Here is a 16,990-nt window from a genome sequence, read left to right as displayed (position 1 = left end):
TGTGGGCGACGTCGCCCCACCTGCATCCTTAAACGCCGCGTCGTGTGCCCGGCCGTCGCGCGCGATTGTAAGAAGCGGTAAGGCGTGTTACCGGAACATCATGCCGCCGGAGCCGGCGACACTGTCGTGAGCTGGTCAGCCTCGCCGGCACCTCAGTCTGTGCCGGCACACCGGCTCGCAACCTCATGCCGATAACCGGTCTGCCCGCTTCCGGGTCCGTGCGGCGCTTCACGCGGAATCGGAATCGACCCGATGACCGGCTTGATTTCCTTTGACGGGTGACTATCATAGGAAACTGATGTCGCCCGCTGGAGCGTATCCAGCGCCCTTTGCAGCACTGTAGTGCCCTTGCGGCTTGGCTCCGTCCCATGTCTGGATGGCCGCAGGTCTGACAAAGACCCGGAGTTTCCTGTCTGCCCGGTTGGGGAATCAACGATTCCCGACCGGGGATCCGCGATTCCCCTTTTTCTTTAGGAGAATCGCCATGAACCAGACTGAGCAACCCAGAAAGTACTTTGACCTCCATCTGACCGGCCTCGGTTATCTCTCGCGCGTGCGCGAAGTGACCTCGGCCGGGCAGGGTCGCGCCCGGGCCAGGCCGTTTCTGGCCTGTTCGATTGCCGCGTTCCACGGAGACCCCGAGGTTCAGAACGGGATCGTCTACCTGAATCTCGATCTGATCGTCTCGGGCGAAAAGGCCAGGGATGCGATCCTGTCGGTGATGAACGACGCCAATGACCACGACGTCAAGGTGCTGGTCGGCTTTCGGGCCGGTGATCACTACATCAGCACCTATGAGATCAGGCAGGGTGACCGTGCCGGCCAGATGGGCACAGTCCTGAAAGGCCGGTTGCTCAAGGTCTTCTGGATCAAGGTCGACGGCGTGGTCGTGTACCAGGACGAACGGCAGGACGAGCGTCACGAGGACCAGGCCGAAGACCCGTCCGAAGATCCGGTCGATCACCCTGACGACGTTGTCTTGCCTGACGGGCATCAGCAACTGGATGCGCCGGCAACGGATGATGCTGCCTTCGACGACCCGGTCGCCGAAGTCGAAACACCCGATGCCTCCGCAAGCCATGCCGCTAGTCGCGACGTGACACAGGTTCAGCGGTCGGAACGTCAACAGGATGGCTTCCGCGATCGACGCCCCGCAGGAAACCCTGCCGGGTATCGACGCGGGACCGGCTTCCTGCGACGCGCTGTCCGTCGGACCGGCACTGCAGGTTGACGTCGGGTTGTTGTCGCGTTGTTGTCAGCCTCCCTGCTTTGCGCAAGGTCACTCCGTGTGTTTGGCCGTCGGGTTTTCACATGCAGCAGGAGAAAACTAGTTGATTCGGTATCCTCTATATTTAGATTAATTTTTCCCGTTTTTCGGGCGTTTGCGTGTTCGCCCTTCTAAAACACGCCTCGATCCCTGGTTCGTCCGCTTTAAAAAGGCCAGGTGCGATGCCGGTTCGCCGGCATCAACATGCGGTTTCCTGATCCCTGCCTCAGGCGCCTTGGCGCTTTTCTCTCCTGAGGAGTCACAGGATGCCCGTCGCAGCCGCGAAACCGGCTGCGACTTCTCCTTTCCCTGCCCCCGGCCACCGCGGGGCGATCTGTGCTGAGCTGCGTCGTCAGTCAGCTTGCTCCAGCGCGACCACCTGTCTCGCTGCGGCAAGCTGGCTACCCGTGGCTTCCCTCTTCGTGTACCGATTCCCCTGAGCTCCCGGGCCGACGGCGGCCTCGAAACGCCGTGCCGTTTGCGCTCACTGCGCTAAACGCCCCTGGTCGCGCGCCCGCGGCCAGGGGACATTGGCAGGCGCCCTGCTGTCCGGACACCTGCCCATGGACGCTTTACCGTTGATCCGCCGGCTGCGGATCCGTCAGGTTGCGGCGTCACTGTGACCATGCCTGCAGTATCTGCAGTTTTTTTCCGGCGCGTTGTTTCTGCGCGGCTGCGTGCCAGCTGGATCGGCATTCGGAATGTTCTCTGACCCGGCTGGTTCAGATCGGGCTCAATGGCAGACGCCAGGCGGCCAGCGATCTGATCATCCAGTTTTTCCACCCCGAGGGGATACGTCCCTCAGGAGGCGTCTCCTCATTTTCTGGAGTTTTCAAAATGGGCATGGACGTCTTTGGAAACACCCCCCGTTCGGACAGGGGTACCTATTTTCGCAACAACGTCTGGTGGTGGCATCCGCTCTGGCAGTACTGCGAAACGGTTGCGGCCGACATCATCCCACCCGGCAACCTCGGTCATTCGAACAATGGCTGGGGTCTGGACGATGACGGGGCCACCGCGCTTGCAGAGCGACTAAAGCTTGCCCTCCGGTCGGGTCATACGCACCGATACGCCGAGCTGTACCACCAGCGGCTGCGCTCTTTGCCGTATCAACCGTGTACGGTGTGCGGCGCCACCGGTCATCGCGCCGAGCCGCCTGCAACCGGGCCCGGACCCTTGTTGTGTAACGCCTGCGATGGCAAGGGCGAAGTACCCGATTTTGAGACGCACTACCCGTTCGACGAGGACAACGTCCGCGAATTCGTCGAATTCCTTCAACTGTGCGGTGGATTCCGCATCTGTTAGGCCACGTGTCATCTGCAGTTGACCCGCCGTTGACCTTATAGGCAACCGCGCACATCAGCACGACGCCCCGGCCATCCCGATATTTCACCCCTTGGGGCATTGCATTCCTCCTGGGGATGCGCATGCCCCTTCACCCATTCAAGGAGCATGTCATGTCCGTCTACTACTACGAAGTCCCTGCTTCAGCTGCGCCGTCACCGGCGCTTCGCCCGGCATCTCGCGAGCAACGCCTGCGTGACGGCAGCCTGGTGGACCTGTCACGCTTCGCCTGCGAGGCCGGTTTCAGGGCGCCTGTTGCGATTTCAAAAGAGGCATTGCACCTGTGCCTCGCCGGTCTTCCAGACGTCACTCCCGATGTCATTCGCGGTCCGTGTTCATCGTGCGTTGCGGCGAGACGCCTGTGGTCCGTTCTGTGGGAGGCGGCCGCCGAAGTCATGCATCGACACGAAGACAAGGCGGTCTTCTTCAGTGCGCGCCTCGATCCTGACGACGCCAGTGCAGCACCGGCCTCCGAGGTTCATCTGAAACTGGTCGTCGATGCGGGAACCACTGACCGGCCGGTCGCCACGATCCTGCTGCCCGATCAGGACTAGCCACATCTGCCACGGCAACGGCCAGATTATTTGCCCCGCACTTGCCATTCACTTGCGTTGCACCTGCTTTATTTACCCGTCGTGGGGATGCATCCCCGCCAGGGGGCATCCTCCGCGCTTTTTTTGCTGGAGAACATCATGCAACCTGACTCTGATGTACGGCGTCAACTACTGTGTCCGCCCAGCGACAACTATTCTGGCCGGTTGAGGGGTAATTGCTCCGGTTGTTAGGGCATAGTTGTCGACTCCCAAGTCGTTGCCTCAAGTCTTTTGTTACCCGCGTCGGCGTAGTTGTCGCGGGTAGTTGTCGTCAATCGAACGGGTTCTCCGGTAGTTGTCGCTGAGCGTCGGGTGGCGGCACATAGTTGTCGCGCTCGAGAGCGTTTGCCTGTGCGGTCCGGCGGCGGTAGCTCTCGACGTTCAGTTCGAACACGGTGGCGTGGTGCACGAGCCGGTCGATCGCCGCGATGGTCATCGCAGGATCGGGGAACACGGAGTTCCACCCGGAGAACGGCTGATTCGCGGTGATCAGGACCGACCGGTGCTCATACCTTTGCGCAATGAGTTCGAACAGGACGCTGGTTTCCGCCTGGTCTTTGCGCACGTAAGAGATATCGTCGACGATCAACAGGTCGAATCGATCGAGCTTGTTGATCGCCGATGTCAGTTGCAGGCTTTGCCGTGCGAGTTGCAGCCGTTGCACGAGTTCATCGGCGCGTGTAAAGAACACGCGATAGCCGGCGTCGATCAGCGCATGCCCGAGACCTGCTGCGGCATGCGACTTCCCCGCGCCGGGTGGCCCGAAGAACAACAGGTTGGCACCTTTCTCCAGCCACGCATCGCCTGCCGCGAGCGCTTGCAGATGTGGCTTCGAGAGCATGGGTACCATGCTGAAGTCGAAGCAGTCCAGCGTCTTGCCTGGTGGCAGATGGGACTCGGCACGGTGGCGCTCGATGCGCCGGCGCGAGCGGTCCGCCAGTTCGTGCTCGACCAGCGCCGAGAGCAATCTCGTCGCTGGCCAGCCTTCCTTATCGGCGCGCTCGGCGAACTCGGGCCATAGCCGGGTGATCATCGGCAAGCGCAATTCGCCGAGCATCAGGCTCAGGCGTGCCGGGTCGGTGGCGGGCGCGTTCATGCTGCCACCTGTCTGGCCAGCAGCGAATCGTACAGGCGGCTATCCGGAATCTGCACCACCACCTGAGGCCATGAAGGTTCTGGCGGCGCCAGTTCAGTACGTAAGGCGATCGGATCGGGCAGCTCGCCGGCAGCCAGGATCTGTTCCAGCCGGCTTGCCAGCACGGCCTCGACGCCGTCGCGGGCAGCCAAGTCGAGCAACGTAACCATCGTCTTGCAAGCCTGGCGTTGCGGCAAACGCAAGCTCAGCTCGTCCCAGGTCCGGCGATAGGCCTCACGGGGAAACAGCGCGTCGCGGAACTGATAACCGGCAAATGCCTGCGGTTTGCGACGCAGATTCTCGATGAAGTGCCGGTAGTCGATCACGCGGCCCCGGCTCGTTCCCGGATCGCGTTGACCGCGTGGCACTTCAAGAACCCGTGTGCCAGCCACGAAGCACTCAAGCCGGTCCCGGTAAAGGCGCACCTTCAGACGATGACCAATCAGGCGCGAAGGCGCGCTGTACAGGATGTTGCGCACCGTAAAGGTACCGTTGCGGGTCACCAGCGCGTCTTCCTCTGTGTAGTCGGTGGTGCGACGTGGCGGCAGCGCACGCAAGGCCTCCCGCTCCACCTGAAACGCCTTGCTGACCCGCCGGTTACGCCGCAGGACGATATCGCGCACAAACCGCTCGTAGTCCGTCCGGCTGTCGAAGTCGCGGTAGCCCCTTAACAGCAGGGCCTGATCGAGCTCGTCCTTCAGATGCCGATGGGAGCCTTCGACGCTGCCATTCTCGTGGCTCACTCCGCGATTGTTGCGCGTGCCCACCATGCCATAGTGATCGAGCAGCTCGCTGTAGCGCGAAGTCCAATCGTCATCGGGATTCAGATTCTTATAGGCCGCCGACAGGCTGTCGGTGCGATGTTCACGAGGAGCGCCACCTGCCATCCAGAAAGCGCTTTGCAAGCCACTGGTCAGCGCCTCGAAACTCTCGCCCCCCTCGTTGACCTCGGCGTACTCCCATCGGGAGAACGCCAGCACGAAGTGATACAGCATGTGCGGAAACGGCACGCCGGCGATCGATACGCCTAGCGGGGAAACGTCGGTGAAGTCAGACAGGCCCATCTGGCCAGCCACATGCTGCTGTGCGAAGAACATCTCACGTGGCGGCCCACTGGTCGCGCGCCAGATCCGGATACGGCGCTGCAAGGTACGTAACATGGAATCCGGGTACTGACCGGGATACTCCTCCTGGAGACGGCGCATCAAGGTGATGCCCATGAGACGGGGTTCGCGCTCAAGCAGCGGCCTGATCTCTGTGTCCCACACGTCGGCGAGCGGGTCGGCGCGCGTGCGCCACGAGCGCTCGGGTTTCTGTGAGGGAAGAGTTGGCGCCGATTCAATCCGGCGCGCGCTGCGAACACTGATGCCGGCTTTGGCGGCAGCGACTTCTTGCGTGTGCGTTTTGCGGTCTTGCATATACAGATGCACCTGACGGTCTGTTATTCGAGTTCCTGGCACGACGCACTCTGCAGTTGCAAAGACGTCGATCCTAAAACCCTCAACCCGACCGCCGCCGGTTGGCGAACGCTACGGCGGCTACGCCACCTACGCGTTCACCAACCGGCCAAGATAGTTGTCGCCGACTGGACAGAACAATTGTCGCCGCTTCGCCCCGGCATCACGCGAGCAACGTCTGCGTGACGGCAGCCTGGTGGACCTGTCACGCTTCGCCTGCGAGACCGGCTTCAGGGCGCCTGTGGCGATTTCGAAAGAGGCGTTGCACCTGTGCCTCGCCGGTCTGCCCGACGTCGCTCCCGATGCCATTCGCGACCCGTGTCCATCGTGCGTTGCGGCGTGTACGGCGAGACGCCTGTGGTCCGTTCTGTGGGGGGCGGCCGCCGAAGTCATGCATCGACACGAAGACAGGACGGTCTTTTTCAGTGCGCGCCTCGATCCTGACGACGCCAGTGCAGCACCGGCCGCCGAGGTTCATCTGAAACTGGTCATCGATGCGGGAACCACTGACCGGCCGGTCGCCACGATCCTGCTGCCCGATCAGGACTAGCCACATCTGTAACGGCAACGGCGAGATTGTTTGCCCCGCACTTGCCATTCACTTGCATTGACCTGCTTTATTTACCCGTCGCGGGATGCCTCCCCGCCAGGGGGCATGCTCCGCGCTTTCTTGCTGGAGAACATCATGCAACCTGATCGTGAAGTCCTGACCTCGAACGCCACCATCAAGGCCGTGCGTGTCCCTGAATCAAAGCGTACGAACACGCTGCCGCGCTATTTCGGGCGGCAGCACATGACAGGTGATGCGTGGGTGTACCAGTCGCTGCAATCCGTCTGTGACGCCTATTCAGGCGGCGTGTGGGACTTCTTCGAACTGTCGAACGGAGGTTTCTACATGGCCCCTCGCCTGGAGGAGCCACTGCGTATCCACAACGAGGGCAATGGCTTCGATGGCGAGATGTCGTGCGACGCCGCCGGCATCGTGGCCTGTCTGATGGCGTTCAGTGCCCTTGCCTGCCAGACCCGCGTGGCGCACTTCGGTGAGCTGTTCTACCAGTTGCGCGACTTCGCTGCGCAGCACGCGGAAGCGGCATCGATATTCGCCGCCATTGACTGACCGATCGTGCTGTCGCCGCTCATTCACTTACGTTCGACCCAGGGCGCCCCGCAAGGGGCGCCTTTCTGAACAGACACTGCCCGGTGCACAGCGCCGGCGCACGGAAGATTTGACGTGCCGCAGGTGTATGACAGGCATTGGTAATACGACGGACATGCATGTAGTCAGAGGCAAATAGAGCCAAACGTTGGCCGACAGGAAAGGGAGGTGGAACGATGAAACGCCTGACCGACACAGACCTCGCTGGAGAGCGCGGCGCGCAATTAAGCGACTGCGGCGCGTACCGGTACCGGCTCTGGCGCGAATGGAACGCCTCACGTCCAACGGTGGCGTTCGTGATGCTGAACCCGTCAACAGCCGATCACCTCGTCGACGACCCGACTGTCACCCGGTGCTTTGCACGCGCCGTCGCGGATAACTTCGGCCGGCTTGAAGTCGCCAACCTGTTCCCACTGCGGGCGACCCACCCTGATGAGCTCCTTATGCATCCGGACCCGCTTGGACCGCGTAGCCGGGCCAACAGCGCAATCCTGGAAGCGGTCGACCTTGCGTCGATGGTTATCTGTGCGTGGGGCTCACATGAAGCGGCGGCGACGCGCGCGGCCGACGTGCTGCACCTGCTCGGGATCACCAACATGAGCGGGAAGCTGTTCCATCTCGGACTGAACATCGACGGCAGCCCGAAACACCCGCTGTATATCGCCGCGAACAAGCGGCCAGAACCATTCGCACTCACAGCATGACCGAAGCTACATACGGAGAACCTGAGATCGGCGCAACGCATGAGGTAGGAAATGGGCATTGCAAACGGAAAGCGCGTGAGCGCGAAGGAAGCCGCCGAAATTCTCGGCGTGCCGCGATACGCAATTAGCCGCATAGACCGTGCTGGCGAAATCATCCAGCGCTACAAGCTCGGTCACAAAACGCACGTCTACGAACTTGAGTCGCTTTACAGGTTTCTCGCATCATGCCAATCGACACCATTACCAAAGCCGGCCGCAAGCGCTACCGTTGGTCGTTCAAGCGTGTCATCGACAATCGAAGCATTCGAAAAACCAAGCTTCTCCCTGCGGGAATTTCTGCCAGGGAGGCGGACGAACTAGCGCGAAAATGGGAGCACGAGATCTATGCGATCGCAAGTGGCGCAAGAAAACCCGTTGTGACCATCGGCGAATGCGTGCAAGCGCATGTCGCCGACAGGAGCCGGCACTGGAAGGACGCCCGAAAGAGGATACAGATCCTTGAAAAGTGGGCACCGGAATATGCGAACCAGGATGCGACCGACCTGCACGAGTGGTCGAAGCATTTCGTAGGCTATCTCAGAGCTGCGCGGGACCACCACGGGCGTCCCAAGCCGCAGCTTTCTGATGGATCGGTAAGGAACATACTCGCTTACCTGCGGGCCGCCATCAAATACGCGCACAAGGTCGGTCGACTGGAAACGGACCAAACGGCCCAGCTGGTCATACCCGCGGTGAAAAACGAGCGACACCATTACCCGCAGCGCAGAGAAATGCTGGAGATCGCGCGGGTATGCGAAAACCGCGAGGTGCGTGCAGCGATAAGGATCGCGTTTTATTCAGGGATGCGGCGCGGGGAAATCCTGCGGGCGAAAGTGACGCGGTACGGCTACTCGCTGGAGGACACCAAGAATGGCCGGCCGCGTATTGTCCCGGTCCACCCGAGAATCGCCGTGCTGGCGCGCCGGATACACTTCACTGTTACGTTGAAACAGTTCGAGATGGAATGGATCAAGGCGCGAGAGGCGGCCGGTCATCCGGACACGAAATTCCACGACCTGAGACACGGGGCGGCGTCGGAAATGATCAACGCAGGCATCGACCTGTTCACTGTAGGCGGCGTGCTGGGGCACAAGTCGGTCGCGTCGACGAAGCGCTATTCGCACCTTGTGACGGCGCGGTTGGCAGATGCCGTAGGAAAGATTGGACAGAAGAAACAGGGTGCCTGAAATCAGGTTTCGGGCAGAAAAGTCCACACCCCTGATTTCATCCTGACAAGGGCAATTCGCCGAAACCCTTGTCAAGATTGGTGGGCCGGGTGGGAGTCGAACCCACGATGTCCTTTCGGAGGCGGATTATGAGTCCGCTGCCTGCAACCAGCACGGCGTCCGGCCCAATAAAAAGACCCGGTCTGAAGGCCGGGCCCGTTCGCTGATTTGGCCGACATAGTACACGAAAAAGGAGGCCTCTGGGACCGTCCTGCTCTAGCAAAACGATCTCGAAGCCCCTTCAATCGCTAACGGCCACGTCGCCCGATCAATTCCCCTCGAGGAACGACTTCAGCTTGTCCGAGCGGCTCGGGTGACGCAGCTTGCGCAGCGCCTTTGCTTCGATCTGACGGATCCGTTCACGCGTCACGTCGAACTGCTTGCCGACTTCTTCCAGCGTGTGATCGGTGCTCATCTCGATACCAAAGCGCATACGCAGCACCTTAGCTTCGCGCGGCGTCAACGAGTCGAGCACGTCCTTCACGACATCGCGCATGCTGGCGTGCAGAGCGGCGTCGGCCGGAGCGACCGTGTTCGTATCTTCGATGAAGTCGCCCAGATGCGAATCGTCGTCGTCACCGATCGGCGTTTCCATCGAGATCGGCTCCTTCGCGATCTTCATGATCTTGCGGATCTTGTCTTCCGGCATCTCCATCTTTTCGGCGAGCGTTGCCGGATCCGGCTCGAGACCAGTTTCCTGCAGGATCTGACGCGAGATGCGGTTCATCTTGTTGATCGTTTCGATCATGTGAACCGGAATCCGGATCGTGCGCGCCTGGTCCGCGATCGAACGCGTGATGGCCTGACGGATCCACCACGTCGCATAAGTCGAGAACTTGTAGCCGCGGCGATATTCGAACTTGTCCACGGCCTTCATCAGGCCGATGTTGCCCTCCTGAATCAGATCCAGGAACTGCAGGCCCCGGTTCGTGTACTTCTTCGCGATCGAGATCACGAGACGCAGGTTCGCTTCGGTCATCTCGCGCTTCGCCTGACGCGCCTTCAGTTCACCGGCCGCCATCTGGCGGTTGGTTTCCTTCAGGTCCTTCAGCGGCAACACAACGCGTGCCTGCAGATCCAGCAGACGTTGCTGCTGTTCGCGGATCGCCGGAATGTTACGGGTGAGGATCGCACTATACGGATGATTCTCGCCGACGATCCGGTCAGCCCACTCGAGATCCGTCTCATTGCCCGGGAAGCGGGCGATGAATTCAGCACGCGGCATACCGCACTTGTCGACGACCGTATGCAGAATCTGCCGCTCGACCTGACGTACTTCATCCACCTGCGCACGCAGCGTGTCGCACAGGCGCTCGACGGTACGTGCCGTGAAGCGGATCGTCATCAGCTCGTTCTGGATCGTTTCCTGAGCCTTCAGATACGACTTCGACTTGTAGCCTTCCTTCTCGAACGCACGACGCATCTTGTCGAACCATTCGCTGATGGACGCGAATTTTTCGAGCGCAGCGCGCTTGAGCGCTTCGAGCTGGGCCGCGTTGGCGGTCGCCTGCGCGGTGCCGTCGTCGTCGTCTTCTTCCTCTTCTTCCTCTTCGACTTCCTCTTCTTCGTTCTCGATCGCTTCCGCTTCCTGCTCGGAGAAGCCATCTGCGTCTTCCGCGTTGGCATCGATCAGACCGTCGACGAGCTCATCGACACGGATTTCCTCGTTCGCGACGCGCTCGGCCATCGCGAGGATGTCGGCGATCGTTGTCGGGCACGCGGAGATCGCCATCACCATGTGCTTGAGGCCGTCTTCGATGCGTTTCGCGATCTCGATTTCGCCTTCGCGCGTCAGCAGCTCGACGGTGCCCATTTCACGCATGTACATGCGGACCGGGTCGGTCGTGCGGCCGAATTCGGAGTCGACGGTGGAGAGGGCCACTTCCGCTTCTTCTTCAACTTCGTCGTCCGACGAAGCCGCCGGCGCGTTGTCGTTCAGCAGCAGCGTTTCGGCGTCGGGTGCCTGCTCGTAGACGGCCACGCCCATGTCGTTGAACGTGCTGATGATGCCTTCGATCGCCTCGGTCTCGGCAAAGTTGTCCGGGAGGTGGTCGTTGATTTCGGCATACGTCAGGAAGCCCCGCTCCTTGCCCAGCTTGATCAGCGCGCGCAGTTTCGAGCGACGCTCTTCGAGCTCTTCAGCGGTGCCCGGCTGCGAGGAGGCAAAAGCGTCCTTCAGCAGCGCTTTTTCCTTCGCGCGGCGGTCGCGTGCCTTGGCCTTTTCGCCTTTTCCCGGAGCGACCGGAGTTGCTTCTTCGCTCTGGGCTGCGTCGTCATCGACGGATACTTCGTTCAGCTTTTTCGTCATGGAGTTCGCCATACCGGCTGTAGTCTCGACTCGCGGCTGCTGGACGACAGCCGGTTGAACCGTGGATACTGGAGTCTCGCGTACCACCGCATCGTCCTGGGCGGCAGCCGCTTCCCTTGCACTTCTAGAACCCGATCGCTTCGCTGCCGGCTGAGAGGCCTTTGAGGCTTTCGCCAGAGACGGCGCCGCTCGCGCGGCAGAAACGGTCGAGGACTTTCCCCTCGGGGGGGGCGTGACGCGCGTGGCAGACCCTTTTTTCGCGGAAGAAGTGGACCTGGCCTGCGTAACCGTTCTGGTCGGCTCCCTGGAGCCTGTGCCTGCCGCCTTCTTTCCGCCTGTAGTCTTTACCATCGCAATTCGCCCTCTTGCTTGGAAAACAAACCGCTGAAAACCTTTTATTATAGCACCCCGGTTTTCAGCCCCTCCCTGCTTACAGCCCGAGCTGACGTTTCATGTCGGCCCGCTTCTGATTCAGCTTCGCCAGTTCCGTGAATTCTTCCGGCGTATGTCTTGACTGCCGGGACAGCTGTTCAAGCCTGTCACAGCATGCGTCGTAACTCATCCTGAGGATCGCGGCCTTCAGTTCCTCACCGACGATCCGCTCCTGCTCGCGACGCTCTTCGATGACGGTCTGGTCCTCCGGATTCTTTAGCAGCAAATCCCTCACGTTTTCATCATAGTCCAGAATATCGCGGAAAATTTCTTCGAAAGTCGGGGCGTTTGCGCCGTTTCTGAGCAGGTCCGACAGCAACTGAAACTCGGCTGCCTCGCCCAGTGCACGCGCATGCGTCGTCACTTCTTCGAAGAGTTCACCGTGCCGGGTAACCGTCAGCAGCGCCTGTTCCGCGTCCTCATCCAGTACGCTGACGATGCGCGGATGCATCACCAGGTTGCGCAGCGCCCGCTGCTCGATTCCCGTCACGCTGCGCCGGTCCTTGCGCGGCGGCGCGGCGCGGGACGCCGCGGCAATCCGGGCGTCGACCTCGCAGAGCGCGGCCACCTCGTCGAACGGCACATCGAGCCGGTCGGCAAACATATGCATGATCTGGGCGCGCAACGCATTGGCGGGCAGCGCCTGCAGCAGCGGCTTGGCGTCAAAGAGCGCACGCGCCCGGCCTTCCGGCTGATCCAGTTCCTTGCCGCTCAGCACCTCGTTCAGCATGAACTGCGACAGCGGCATCGCCCGCTCGACCTGCTCAGCGAACGCATCCGGGCCGAATTCGCGCACGTAGCTATCCGGATCGTGCTCCGTCGGCAGGAACAGGAAGCGGATGGTCCGGTTGTCCGCCGCGTGCGGCAGACAGGCGTCCAGGGCGCGCCTCGCGGCGCGGCGGCCGGCCGAATCGCCGTCGAAGCTGAAAATCACCGTATCCGTCTGGCGCATCAGTTTCTGCACATGAATCGGTGTGCAGGCCGTGCCGAGGGTCGCCACCGCGTTCTGGAACCCCAGTTGCGCCAGCGCGACCACATCCATGTAGCCTTCGACCACCAGAACGCCACGCTGTTCGCGAATCGCGAGGCGTGCCTCGAACAGCCCGTACAACTCACTGCCCTTGTTAAATAGCGGCGTTTCCGGGGAATTCAAATACTTTGGCTCGCCGCCATCGAGGACACGGCCGCCGAAACCGATTACTTGCCCTTTCATATTGCGAATCGGGAACATGATCCGCTCGCGGAACCGGTCGTAGCGGCGGTTCTGACCCTGAGCGTCCGATTTTTCGCTGACAATAACGAGCCCCGATTCGACCAGTGCGTCGTCCCGATAGTTGGGGAACGCGGCTTCGAGGTTCTGCCAGCCATCGGGCGCATAGCCGAGTCCGAAACGCGCGGCGATCTCGCCCGTGAGGCCACGCTTCTTCAGATACTGAATCGCGTCCGTCGCACCTCGCAACTGCTTGCGATAAAAGTCGCACGCAGTCTGCATCACATCGGAGAGTGCGGTCGTGACGGCCCTGGACACGGCCGGCGCGTAACCTTCGCCACCGCCGCCCGCACCGCCGCCGCGCATCGGCGATGGCTCCTGCGGCACCGTCAGACCGACCGACTGCGCCAGCTCGTTGACTGCCTCGGGAAATGTCAGACCTGCATGCTCGATCAGAAAACCGATCGCGGTTCCATGCGCGCCGCAGCCGAAGCAGTGATAGAACTGCTTAGTCGGACTAACGGTGAACGAAGGGCTCTTTTCGTTGTGAAACGGGCAGAGCCCCATGAAGTTCGCGCCGCCCTTTTTCAACTGCACATAGCGGCCAACCACGTCGACGATATCGACGCGGTTCAGCAGATCCTGCAGGAACGAATGCGGAATCACAGTGGGGGGCGCAGCCTTGAATACACGGAAACCGCACGTCCCGCCAATGTGCGGGCCGGCCGCTTCCTGATAAGGGAGTTACTTCGCGAGTGCTGCCTTGACGAGCCCGGACACAGCCGTCATGTCGGCACGGCCAGCGAGCTTCGGCTTCAGTACACCCATGACCTTGCCCATGTCCTGCGGACCAGCAGCACCCGTCTGCGCAACCGCGGCCTGCACTTCCGCCGCGATTTCCGCTTCGGACAGCTGTTGCGGCATGTAGGCGCTCAGGACAGCCAGTTCGGCGGCTTCCTTTTCGACGAGGTCATTGCGACCAGCCACTTCGAACTGGCTGATCGAGTCCTTGCGCTGCTTGATCATCTTGTCGATGACGGCCGTCACGGCGGCATCGTCGAGCGTCACGCGCTCATCGACTTCGCGCTGCTTGATTGCGGCGAGCAGCAGGCGGATCGTGCCGAGACGTTCGGTCTCGCGCGCCCGCATGGCCGCTTTCATGTCGTCGTTGATCTGATCCTTGAGACTCATCACTCACCCGAATGCGTTGAATTTGAACAAGCCTGACGAAACAGGCTCTGAAAACCATCCGGCAAGGCACGCGCCTCAAGACAAAAACCCGCTTGGGACACTTTCCTCAAGCGGGTCGTCGCGGATTCGCGTAATGGATGCGGCCTCACCGGGGATGGCCTCGCAGGCCAGGTTTTTCCGCGTATGGTGGCATCGAATACTGGATGCCATCACCTGTTGGGTTGCCGCCGCTCCGCAAGAAGTAGCGACGACGCCAGAATCAGTAAAACTTCTTTGGCAGTTGCTGGCTGCGCAGGCGCTTGAAATGGCGTTTCACCGCTGCTGCCTTCTTCCTCTTCCGTTCGGCCGTTGGCTTTTCGTAAAATTCGCGCGCGCGAAGTTCGGTCAGGAGGCCGTTTTTTTCGACCGTGCGCTTGAACCGGCGCATCGCAACTTCAAAGGGCTCATTTTCTTTTACGCGGATGATCGTCATTTTTCAACAACGGGAACTTTGTAAAGGTTGGGGAGTATAGCAGACGTTTCGCACAAAGGCACGGCGCCGTCAAGCCCCAAGCACGTAATCCGCCGCCCCCTGTCCGGCCGCCACGCCCGATGCCCACGCCCACTGGAAGTTGTAGCCGCCTAGCCAGCCGGTTACGTCGACGGCTTCGCCGATGAAATACAGCCCCGGCACACGGGCACTCATCATCGTCGAAGACGACAGCTCACGCGTGTCGATCCCCCCGCGCGTCACCTCGGCCTTACGGTAGCCTTCGGTTCCGTTTGGGGTGAGCGACCAGCGCGACAACGCCTCACCGATCTTGCGCAGGGTTTTGTCGGGCAGATCCGCGACGCGCGCCTCGGCCGGAATGGCATGTGTCTCCAGCCAGACGTGCGCGAGCCGCGTCGGCACCCATTCGGCCAGCAGGTTCGCGATCTGTCGCCGGGTGCCGGTTTTGGCTTCCAGCAGCGCGGTCGCGGCGTCCCGTTCCGGCAGCAGGTTCACGTGAATCGGCTCGCCTGGATGCCAGTAGCTCGAAATCTGCAGCACGCCCGGTCCCGACAGTCCACGATGGGTGAGCAGCAGATCTTCGACAAACGCACCACCGGTCTTTTTGTTCCCGGTCGCCAACTGGACTTCGAGCGACACGCCCGAGAGCGCCGAGAACGGCGCCCAGTCGTCAGCGGCGAAAGTCAGCGGCACAAGCGCCGGACGCGTGTCGATCAGCTTGTGGCCGAACTGCTTCGCCGTGCGATAGGCGAAGTCGGTCGCGCCGATCTTCGGAATCGACAATCCCCCCGTCGCCACCACAAGGGCGCGCGCCCGGATCGGACCGGCATGGCTTTCGAGGGTGAATCCGTCGGTGGCTTCGCGCCTCACCTCTTCGACCACCAGCGGCCGGCGCCATGTGACGCCGCCGGCGTCGCACTCGCTCTTGAGCACGTCGATGACGGCCTCGCTCGACTGGTCGCAGAATAGCTGCCCCTTGTGCTTCTCGTGCCATGTCACACGATAGCGTTTGAGCAGCGCCATGAAATCGCGCGGCGTATAGCGCGCGAGTGCCGAGCGGCAGAAATGCGGATTCGCCGACAGGAAATTGGCCGGCCCGGCGTACAGGTTCGTGAAATTGCAGCGGCCGCCGCCGGAAATGCGGATTTTTTCGGCCAGACGAGGCGCGTGATCGATCAGCACGACGCGCCGGCCAAGCTGGCCCGCCACTGCCGCGCACATCATCCCGGCCGCGCCCGCGCCGATGACCGCAATATCGAAGGATTCCATGGCGGGCATTGTACCTGCGGCCCCAAGGCCGCACTGCTATACTTTCAAGCTTGCCTTTACCTTTCGGATGCCTCGAAGGCGTCCGTCCAGCCTCCCGGATCATGCTCATTCTCGGCATCGAAAGCTCTTGCGACGAAACCGGTCTCGCGCTCTACGACACGGAGCGCGGCCTGCTCGCGCACGCGTTGCATTCGCAGATCGCCATGCATCGCGAGTACGGTGGCGTAGTGCCGGAGCTGGCGTCACGCGACCACATCCGTCGTGCACTGCCGCTGCTTGAAGAAGTGCTGGAGCGGGCCGGCACCGCGCGCACGGCGATCGACGCGATCGCCTATACGCAAGGTCCGGGACTCGCAGGCGCGCTGCTGGTTGGCGCAAGCATTGCCAACTCGCTCGCGATGGCGTGGGACAAACCCACGATCGGCATCCATCACCTCGAAGGGCATCTGCTGTCGCCGCTCCTCGTCGATGAGCCGCCACCGTTTCCGTTTGTCGCGTTGCTCGTGTCGGGCGGCCACACCCAGTTGATGCGTGTCACAGATGTCGGCGTGTACGAAACGCTCGGCGAGACCCTTGACGACGCCGCCGGCGAAGCCTTCGACAAAACCGCCAAACTGCTCGGCCTCGGCTATCCGGGCGGCCCGGAAGTGTCGCGACTGGCCGAATTCGGCACCCCCGGCGCGGTATCGCTGCCGCGTCCGATGCTGCATTCCGGCGACCTCGATTTCAGCTTCAGCGGCTTGAAGACGGCCGTACTCACGCAGGTGAAGAAGCTCGGTTCAAACGTTTGCGAACAGGCGAAAGCCGATCTTGCTCGTGGCTTCGTCGATGCGGCTGTCGACGTGCTCGCAGCCAAATCGCTGGCGGCGCTCAAGCAGACGAAACTCAAACGTCTCGTGGTGGCGGGCGGTGTTGGCGCGAACCGGCAACTGCGCGAAGCGCTTTCCGCCGCAGCAGAAAAACGGGGCTTCGACGTCCACTATCCCGACCTGTCTCTATGCACCGACAACGGCGCGATGATCGCGCTCGCCGGCGCACTGCGGCTGCAGCGCTGGCCCGAGCAGGCCGGCAAGGACTACGCATTCACGGTCAAGCCGCGCTGGGATCTTTCTTCGTTGGCACGATGAAGCGCAGCACCTTCGCACGGTAAAAACAGCAACGGCCGCATC

15 protein-coding genes and 1 tRNA gene are annotated in these 16,990 nt (G+C 61.6%); 8 read left to right on the top strand and 8 right to left on the bottom strand.

Annotated features, from left to right (window positions below):
• Nucleotides 1–484 precede the first annotated feature (484 nt).
• From P3T23_RS03650 to P3T23_RS03640, 3 genes are all read left to right on the top strand, one after another.
• Nucleotides 485–1,231: a DUF3577 domain-containing protein gene (locus P3T23_RS03650; protein WP_429314810.1), complete on the top strand. Its 747-nt coding sequence runs from the start codon at nt 485–487 to the stop codon at nt 1,229–1,231.
• Nucleotides 1,232–2,104: 873 nt separating this feature from the next.
• Nucleotides 2,105–2,572 (top strand): hypothetical protein, encoded by a 468-nt coding sequence (locus tag P3T23_RS03645; protein WP_429314809.1) that lies wholly within the window; start codon nt 2,105–2,107, stop codon nt 2,570–2,572.
• A 152-nt stretch (nt 2,573–2,724) separates the two neighbouring features.
• Nucleotides 2,725–3,165 (top strand): DUF6573 family protein, encoded by a 441-nt coding sequence (locus tag P3T23_RS03640; protein WP_429314808.1) that lies wholly within the window; start codon nt 2,725–2,727, stop codon nt 3,163–3,165.
• A 310-nt stretch (nt 3,166–3,475) separates the two neighbouring features.
• Here P3T23_RS03640 and istB read toward each other — a convergent pair whose 3' ends face one another.
• Both istB and istA read right to left on the bottom strand, forming a co-directional pair.
• Nucleotides 3,476–4,300 (bottom strand): IS21-like element helper ATPase IstB, encoded by an 825-nt coding sequence (gene istB, locus P3T23_RS03635; RefSeq protein WP_429314807.1) that lies wholly within the window; start codon nt 4,298–4,300, stop codon nt 3,476–3,478.
• Nucleotides 4,297–5,799 (bottom strand): IS21 family transposase, encoded by a 1,503-nt coding sequence (istA, locus tag P3T23_RS03630; RefSeq protein WP_429314806.1) that lies wholly within the window; start codon nt 5,797–5,799, stop codon nt 4,297–4,299. Before istA ends, istB begins: the two co-directional genes overlap by 4 nt.
• 115 nt (nt 5,800–5,914) lie before the next feature.
• Between istA and P3T23_RS03625 the strand changes: the two genes are divergently transcribed.
• From P3T23_RS03625 to P3T23_RS03610, 4 genes are all read left to right on the top strand, one after another.
• Nucleotides 5,915–6,346, top strand: coding sequence for a DUF6573 family protein (locus P3T23_RS03625; RefSeq protein WP_429314805.1), 432 nt, complete (start codon nt 5,915–5,917; stop codon nt 6,344–6,346).
• Nucleotides 6,347–6,481: 135 nt separating this feature from the next.
• Nucleotides 6,482–6,913, top strand: coding sequence for an antirestriction protein (locus P3T23_RS03620; protein ID WP_429314804.1), 432 nt, complete (start codon nt 6,482–6,484; stop codon nt 6,911–6,913).
• Between the two features lie 215 nt (nt 6,914–7,128).
• The gene (locus tag P3T23_RS03615; RefSeq protein ID WP_429314803.1) at nt 7,129–7,656 is read left to right on the top strand and encodes a DUF1643 domain-containing protein; all 528 of its coding nucleotides are present in this window, start codon (nt 7,129–7,131) and stop codon (nt 7,654–7,656) included.
• Nucleotides 7,657–7,880: 224 nt separating this feature from the next.
• Entirely contained in the window at nt 7,881–8,882 is a 1,002-nt protein-coding gene (locus P3T23_RS03610; RefSeq protein WP_429314802.1) for a tyrosine-type recombinase/integrase, read from the top strand.
• Between the two features lie 78 nt (nt 8,883–8,960).
• Here the strand turns inward: P3T23_RS03610 and P3T23_RS03605 are convergent.
• The 6 genes from P3T23_RS03605 to P3T23_RS03580 form a co-directional block, all read right to left on the bottom strand.
• A tRNA-Ile gene (locus P3T23_RS03605) sits at nt 8,961–9,048 on the bottom strand.
• Between the two features lie 141 nt (nt 9,049–9,189).
• The gene (rpoD, locus tag P3T23_RS03600; protein ID WP_429314801.1) at nt 9,190–11,580 is read right to left on the bottom strand and encodes an RNA polymerase sigma factor RpoD; all 2,391 of its coding nucleotides are present in this window, start codon (nt 11,578–11,580) and stop codon (nt 9,190–9,192) included.
• 79 nt (nt 11,581–11,659) lie between these two features.
• Nucleotides 11,660–13,537 (bottom strand): DNA primase, encoded by a 1,878-nt coding sequence (dnaG, locus tag P3T23_RS03595; protein WP_429314800.1) that lies wholly within the window; start codon nt 13,535–13,537, stop codon nt 11,660–11,662.
• Nucleotides 13,538–13,615: 78 nt separating this feature from the next.
• Entirely contained in the window at nt 13,616–14,062 is a 447-nt protein-coding gene (locus P3T23_RS03590; protein ID WP_429314799.1) for a GatB/YqeY domain-containing protein, read from the bottom strand.
• Nucleotides 14,063–14,321: 259 nt separating this feature from the next.
• A complete protein-coding gene (rpsU, locus tag P3T23_RS03585; RefSeq protein ID WP_429314798.1) occupies nt 14,322–14,534 on the bottom strand; it encodes a 30S ribosomal protein S21 in 213 nt (70 codons plus the stop codon).
• Between the two features lie 69 nt (nt 14,535–14,603).
• On the bottom strand, nt 14,604–15,821 hold the full coding sequence (locus tag P3T23_RS03580) for an NAD(P)/FAD-dependent oxidoreductase (RefSeq protein ID WP_429314797.1): 1,218 nt from the start codon (nt 15,819–15,821) through the stop codon (nt 14,604–14,606).
• Nucleotides 15,822–15,922: 101 nt separating this feature from the next.
• Here P3T23_RS03580 and tsaD point away from each other — a divergent pair, with 101 nt between their 5' ends.
• Complete coding sequence (gene tsaD, locus P3T23_RS03575; protein ID WP_429314796.1) at nt 15,923–16,948, top strand: tRNA (adenosine(37)-N6)-threonylcarbamoyltransferase complex transferase subunit TsaD; 1,026 nt, start codon at nt 15,923–15,925, stop codon at nt 16,946–16,948.
• Nucleotides 16,949–16,990 lie beyond the last annotated feature (42 nt).

The organism is Paraburkholderia sp. GAS448 (genome assembly GCF_050435685.1).
Classification (GTDB): domain Bacteria; phylum Pseudomonadota; class Gammaproteobacteria; order Burkholderiales; family Burkholderiaceae; genus Paraburkholderia.
Note: the sequence above shows the minus strand (reverse complement) of the source record. Positions and strands in the feature narration are given on the sequence as shown.

Bases quoted from the DNA above. Each gene is read 5' to 3' on its own strand.
- P3T23_RS03645 (WP_429314809.1), top strand. From the start codon at position 2,105: ATGGGCATGGACGTCTTTGGAAACACCCCCCGTTCGGACAGGGGTACC.
- P3T23_RS03615 (WP_429314803.1), top strand. From the start codon at position 7,129: ATGAAACGCCTGACCGACACAGACCTCGCTGGAGAGCGCGGCGCGCAA.
- P3T23_RS03620 (WP_429314804.1), top strand. From the start codon at position 6,482: ATGCAACCTGATCGTGAAGTCCTGACCTCGAACGCCACCATCAAGGCC.
- P3T23_RS03640 (WP_429314808.1), top strand. From the start codon at position 2,725: ATGTCCGTCTACTACTACGAAGTCCCTGCTTCAGCTGCGCCGTCACCG.
- rpsU (WP_429314798.1), bottom strand. From the start codon at position 14,534: ATGACGATCATCCGCGTAAAAGAAAATGAGCCCTTTGAAGTTGCGATG.
- P3T23_RS03590 (WP_429314799.1), bottom strand. From the start codon at position 14,062: ATGAGTCTCAAGGATCAGATCAACGACGACATGAAAGCGGCCATGCGG.
- P3T23_RS03610 (WP_429314802.1), top strand. From the start codon at position 7,881: ATGCCAATCGACACCATTACCAAAGCCGGCCGCAAGCGCTACCGTTGG.
- istB (WP_429314807.1), bottom strand. From the start codon at position 4,300: ATGAACGCGCCCGCCACCGACCCGGCACGCCTGAGCCTGATGCTCGGC.
- P3T23_RS03580 (WP_429314797.1), bottom strand. From the start codon at position 15,821: ATGGAATCCTTCGATATTGCGGTCATCGGCGCGGGCGCGGCCGGGATG.
- rpoD (WP_429314801.1), bottom strand. From the start codon at position 11,580: ATGGTAAAGACTACAGGCGGAAAGAAGGCGGCAGGCACAGGCTCCAGG.
- P3T23_RS03650 (WP_429314810.1), top strand. From the start codon at position 485: ATGAACCAGACTGAGCAACCCAGAAAGTACTTTGACCTCCATCTGACC.
- tsaD (WP_429314796.1), top strand. From the start codon at position 15,923: ATGCTCATTCTCGGCATCGAAAGCTCTTGCGACGAAACCGGTCTCGCG.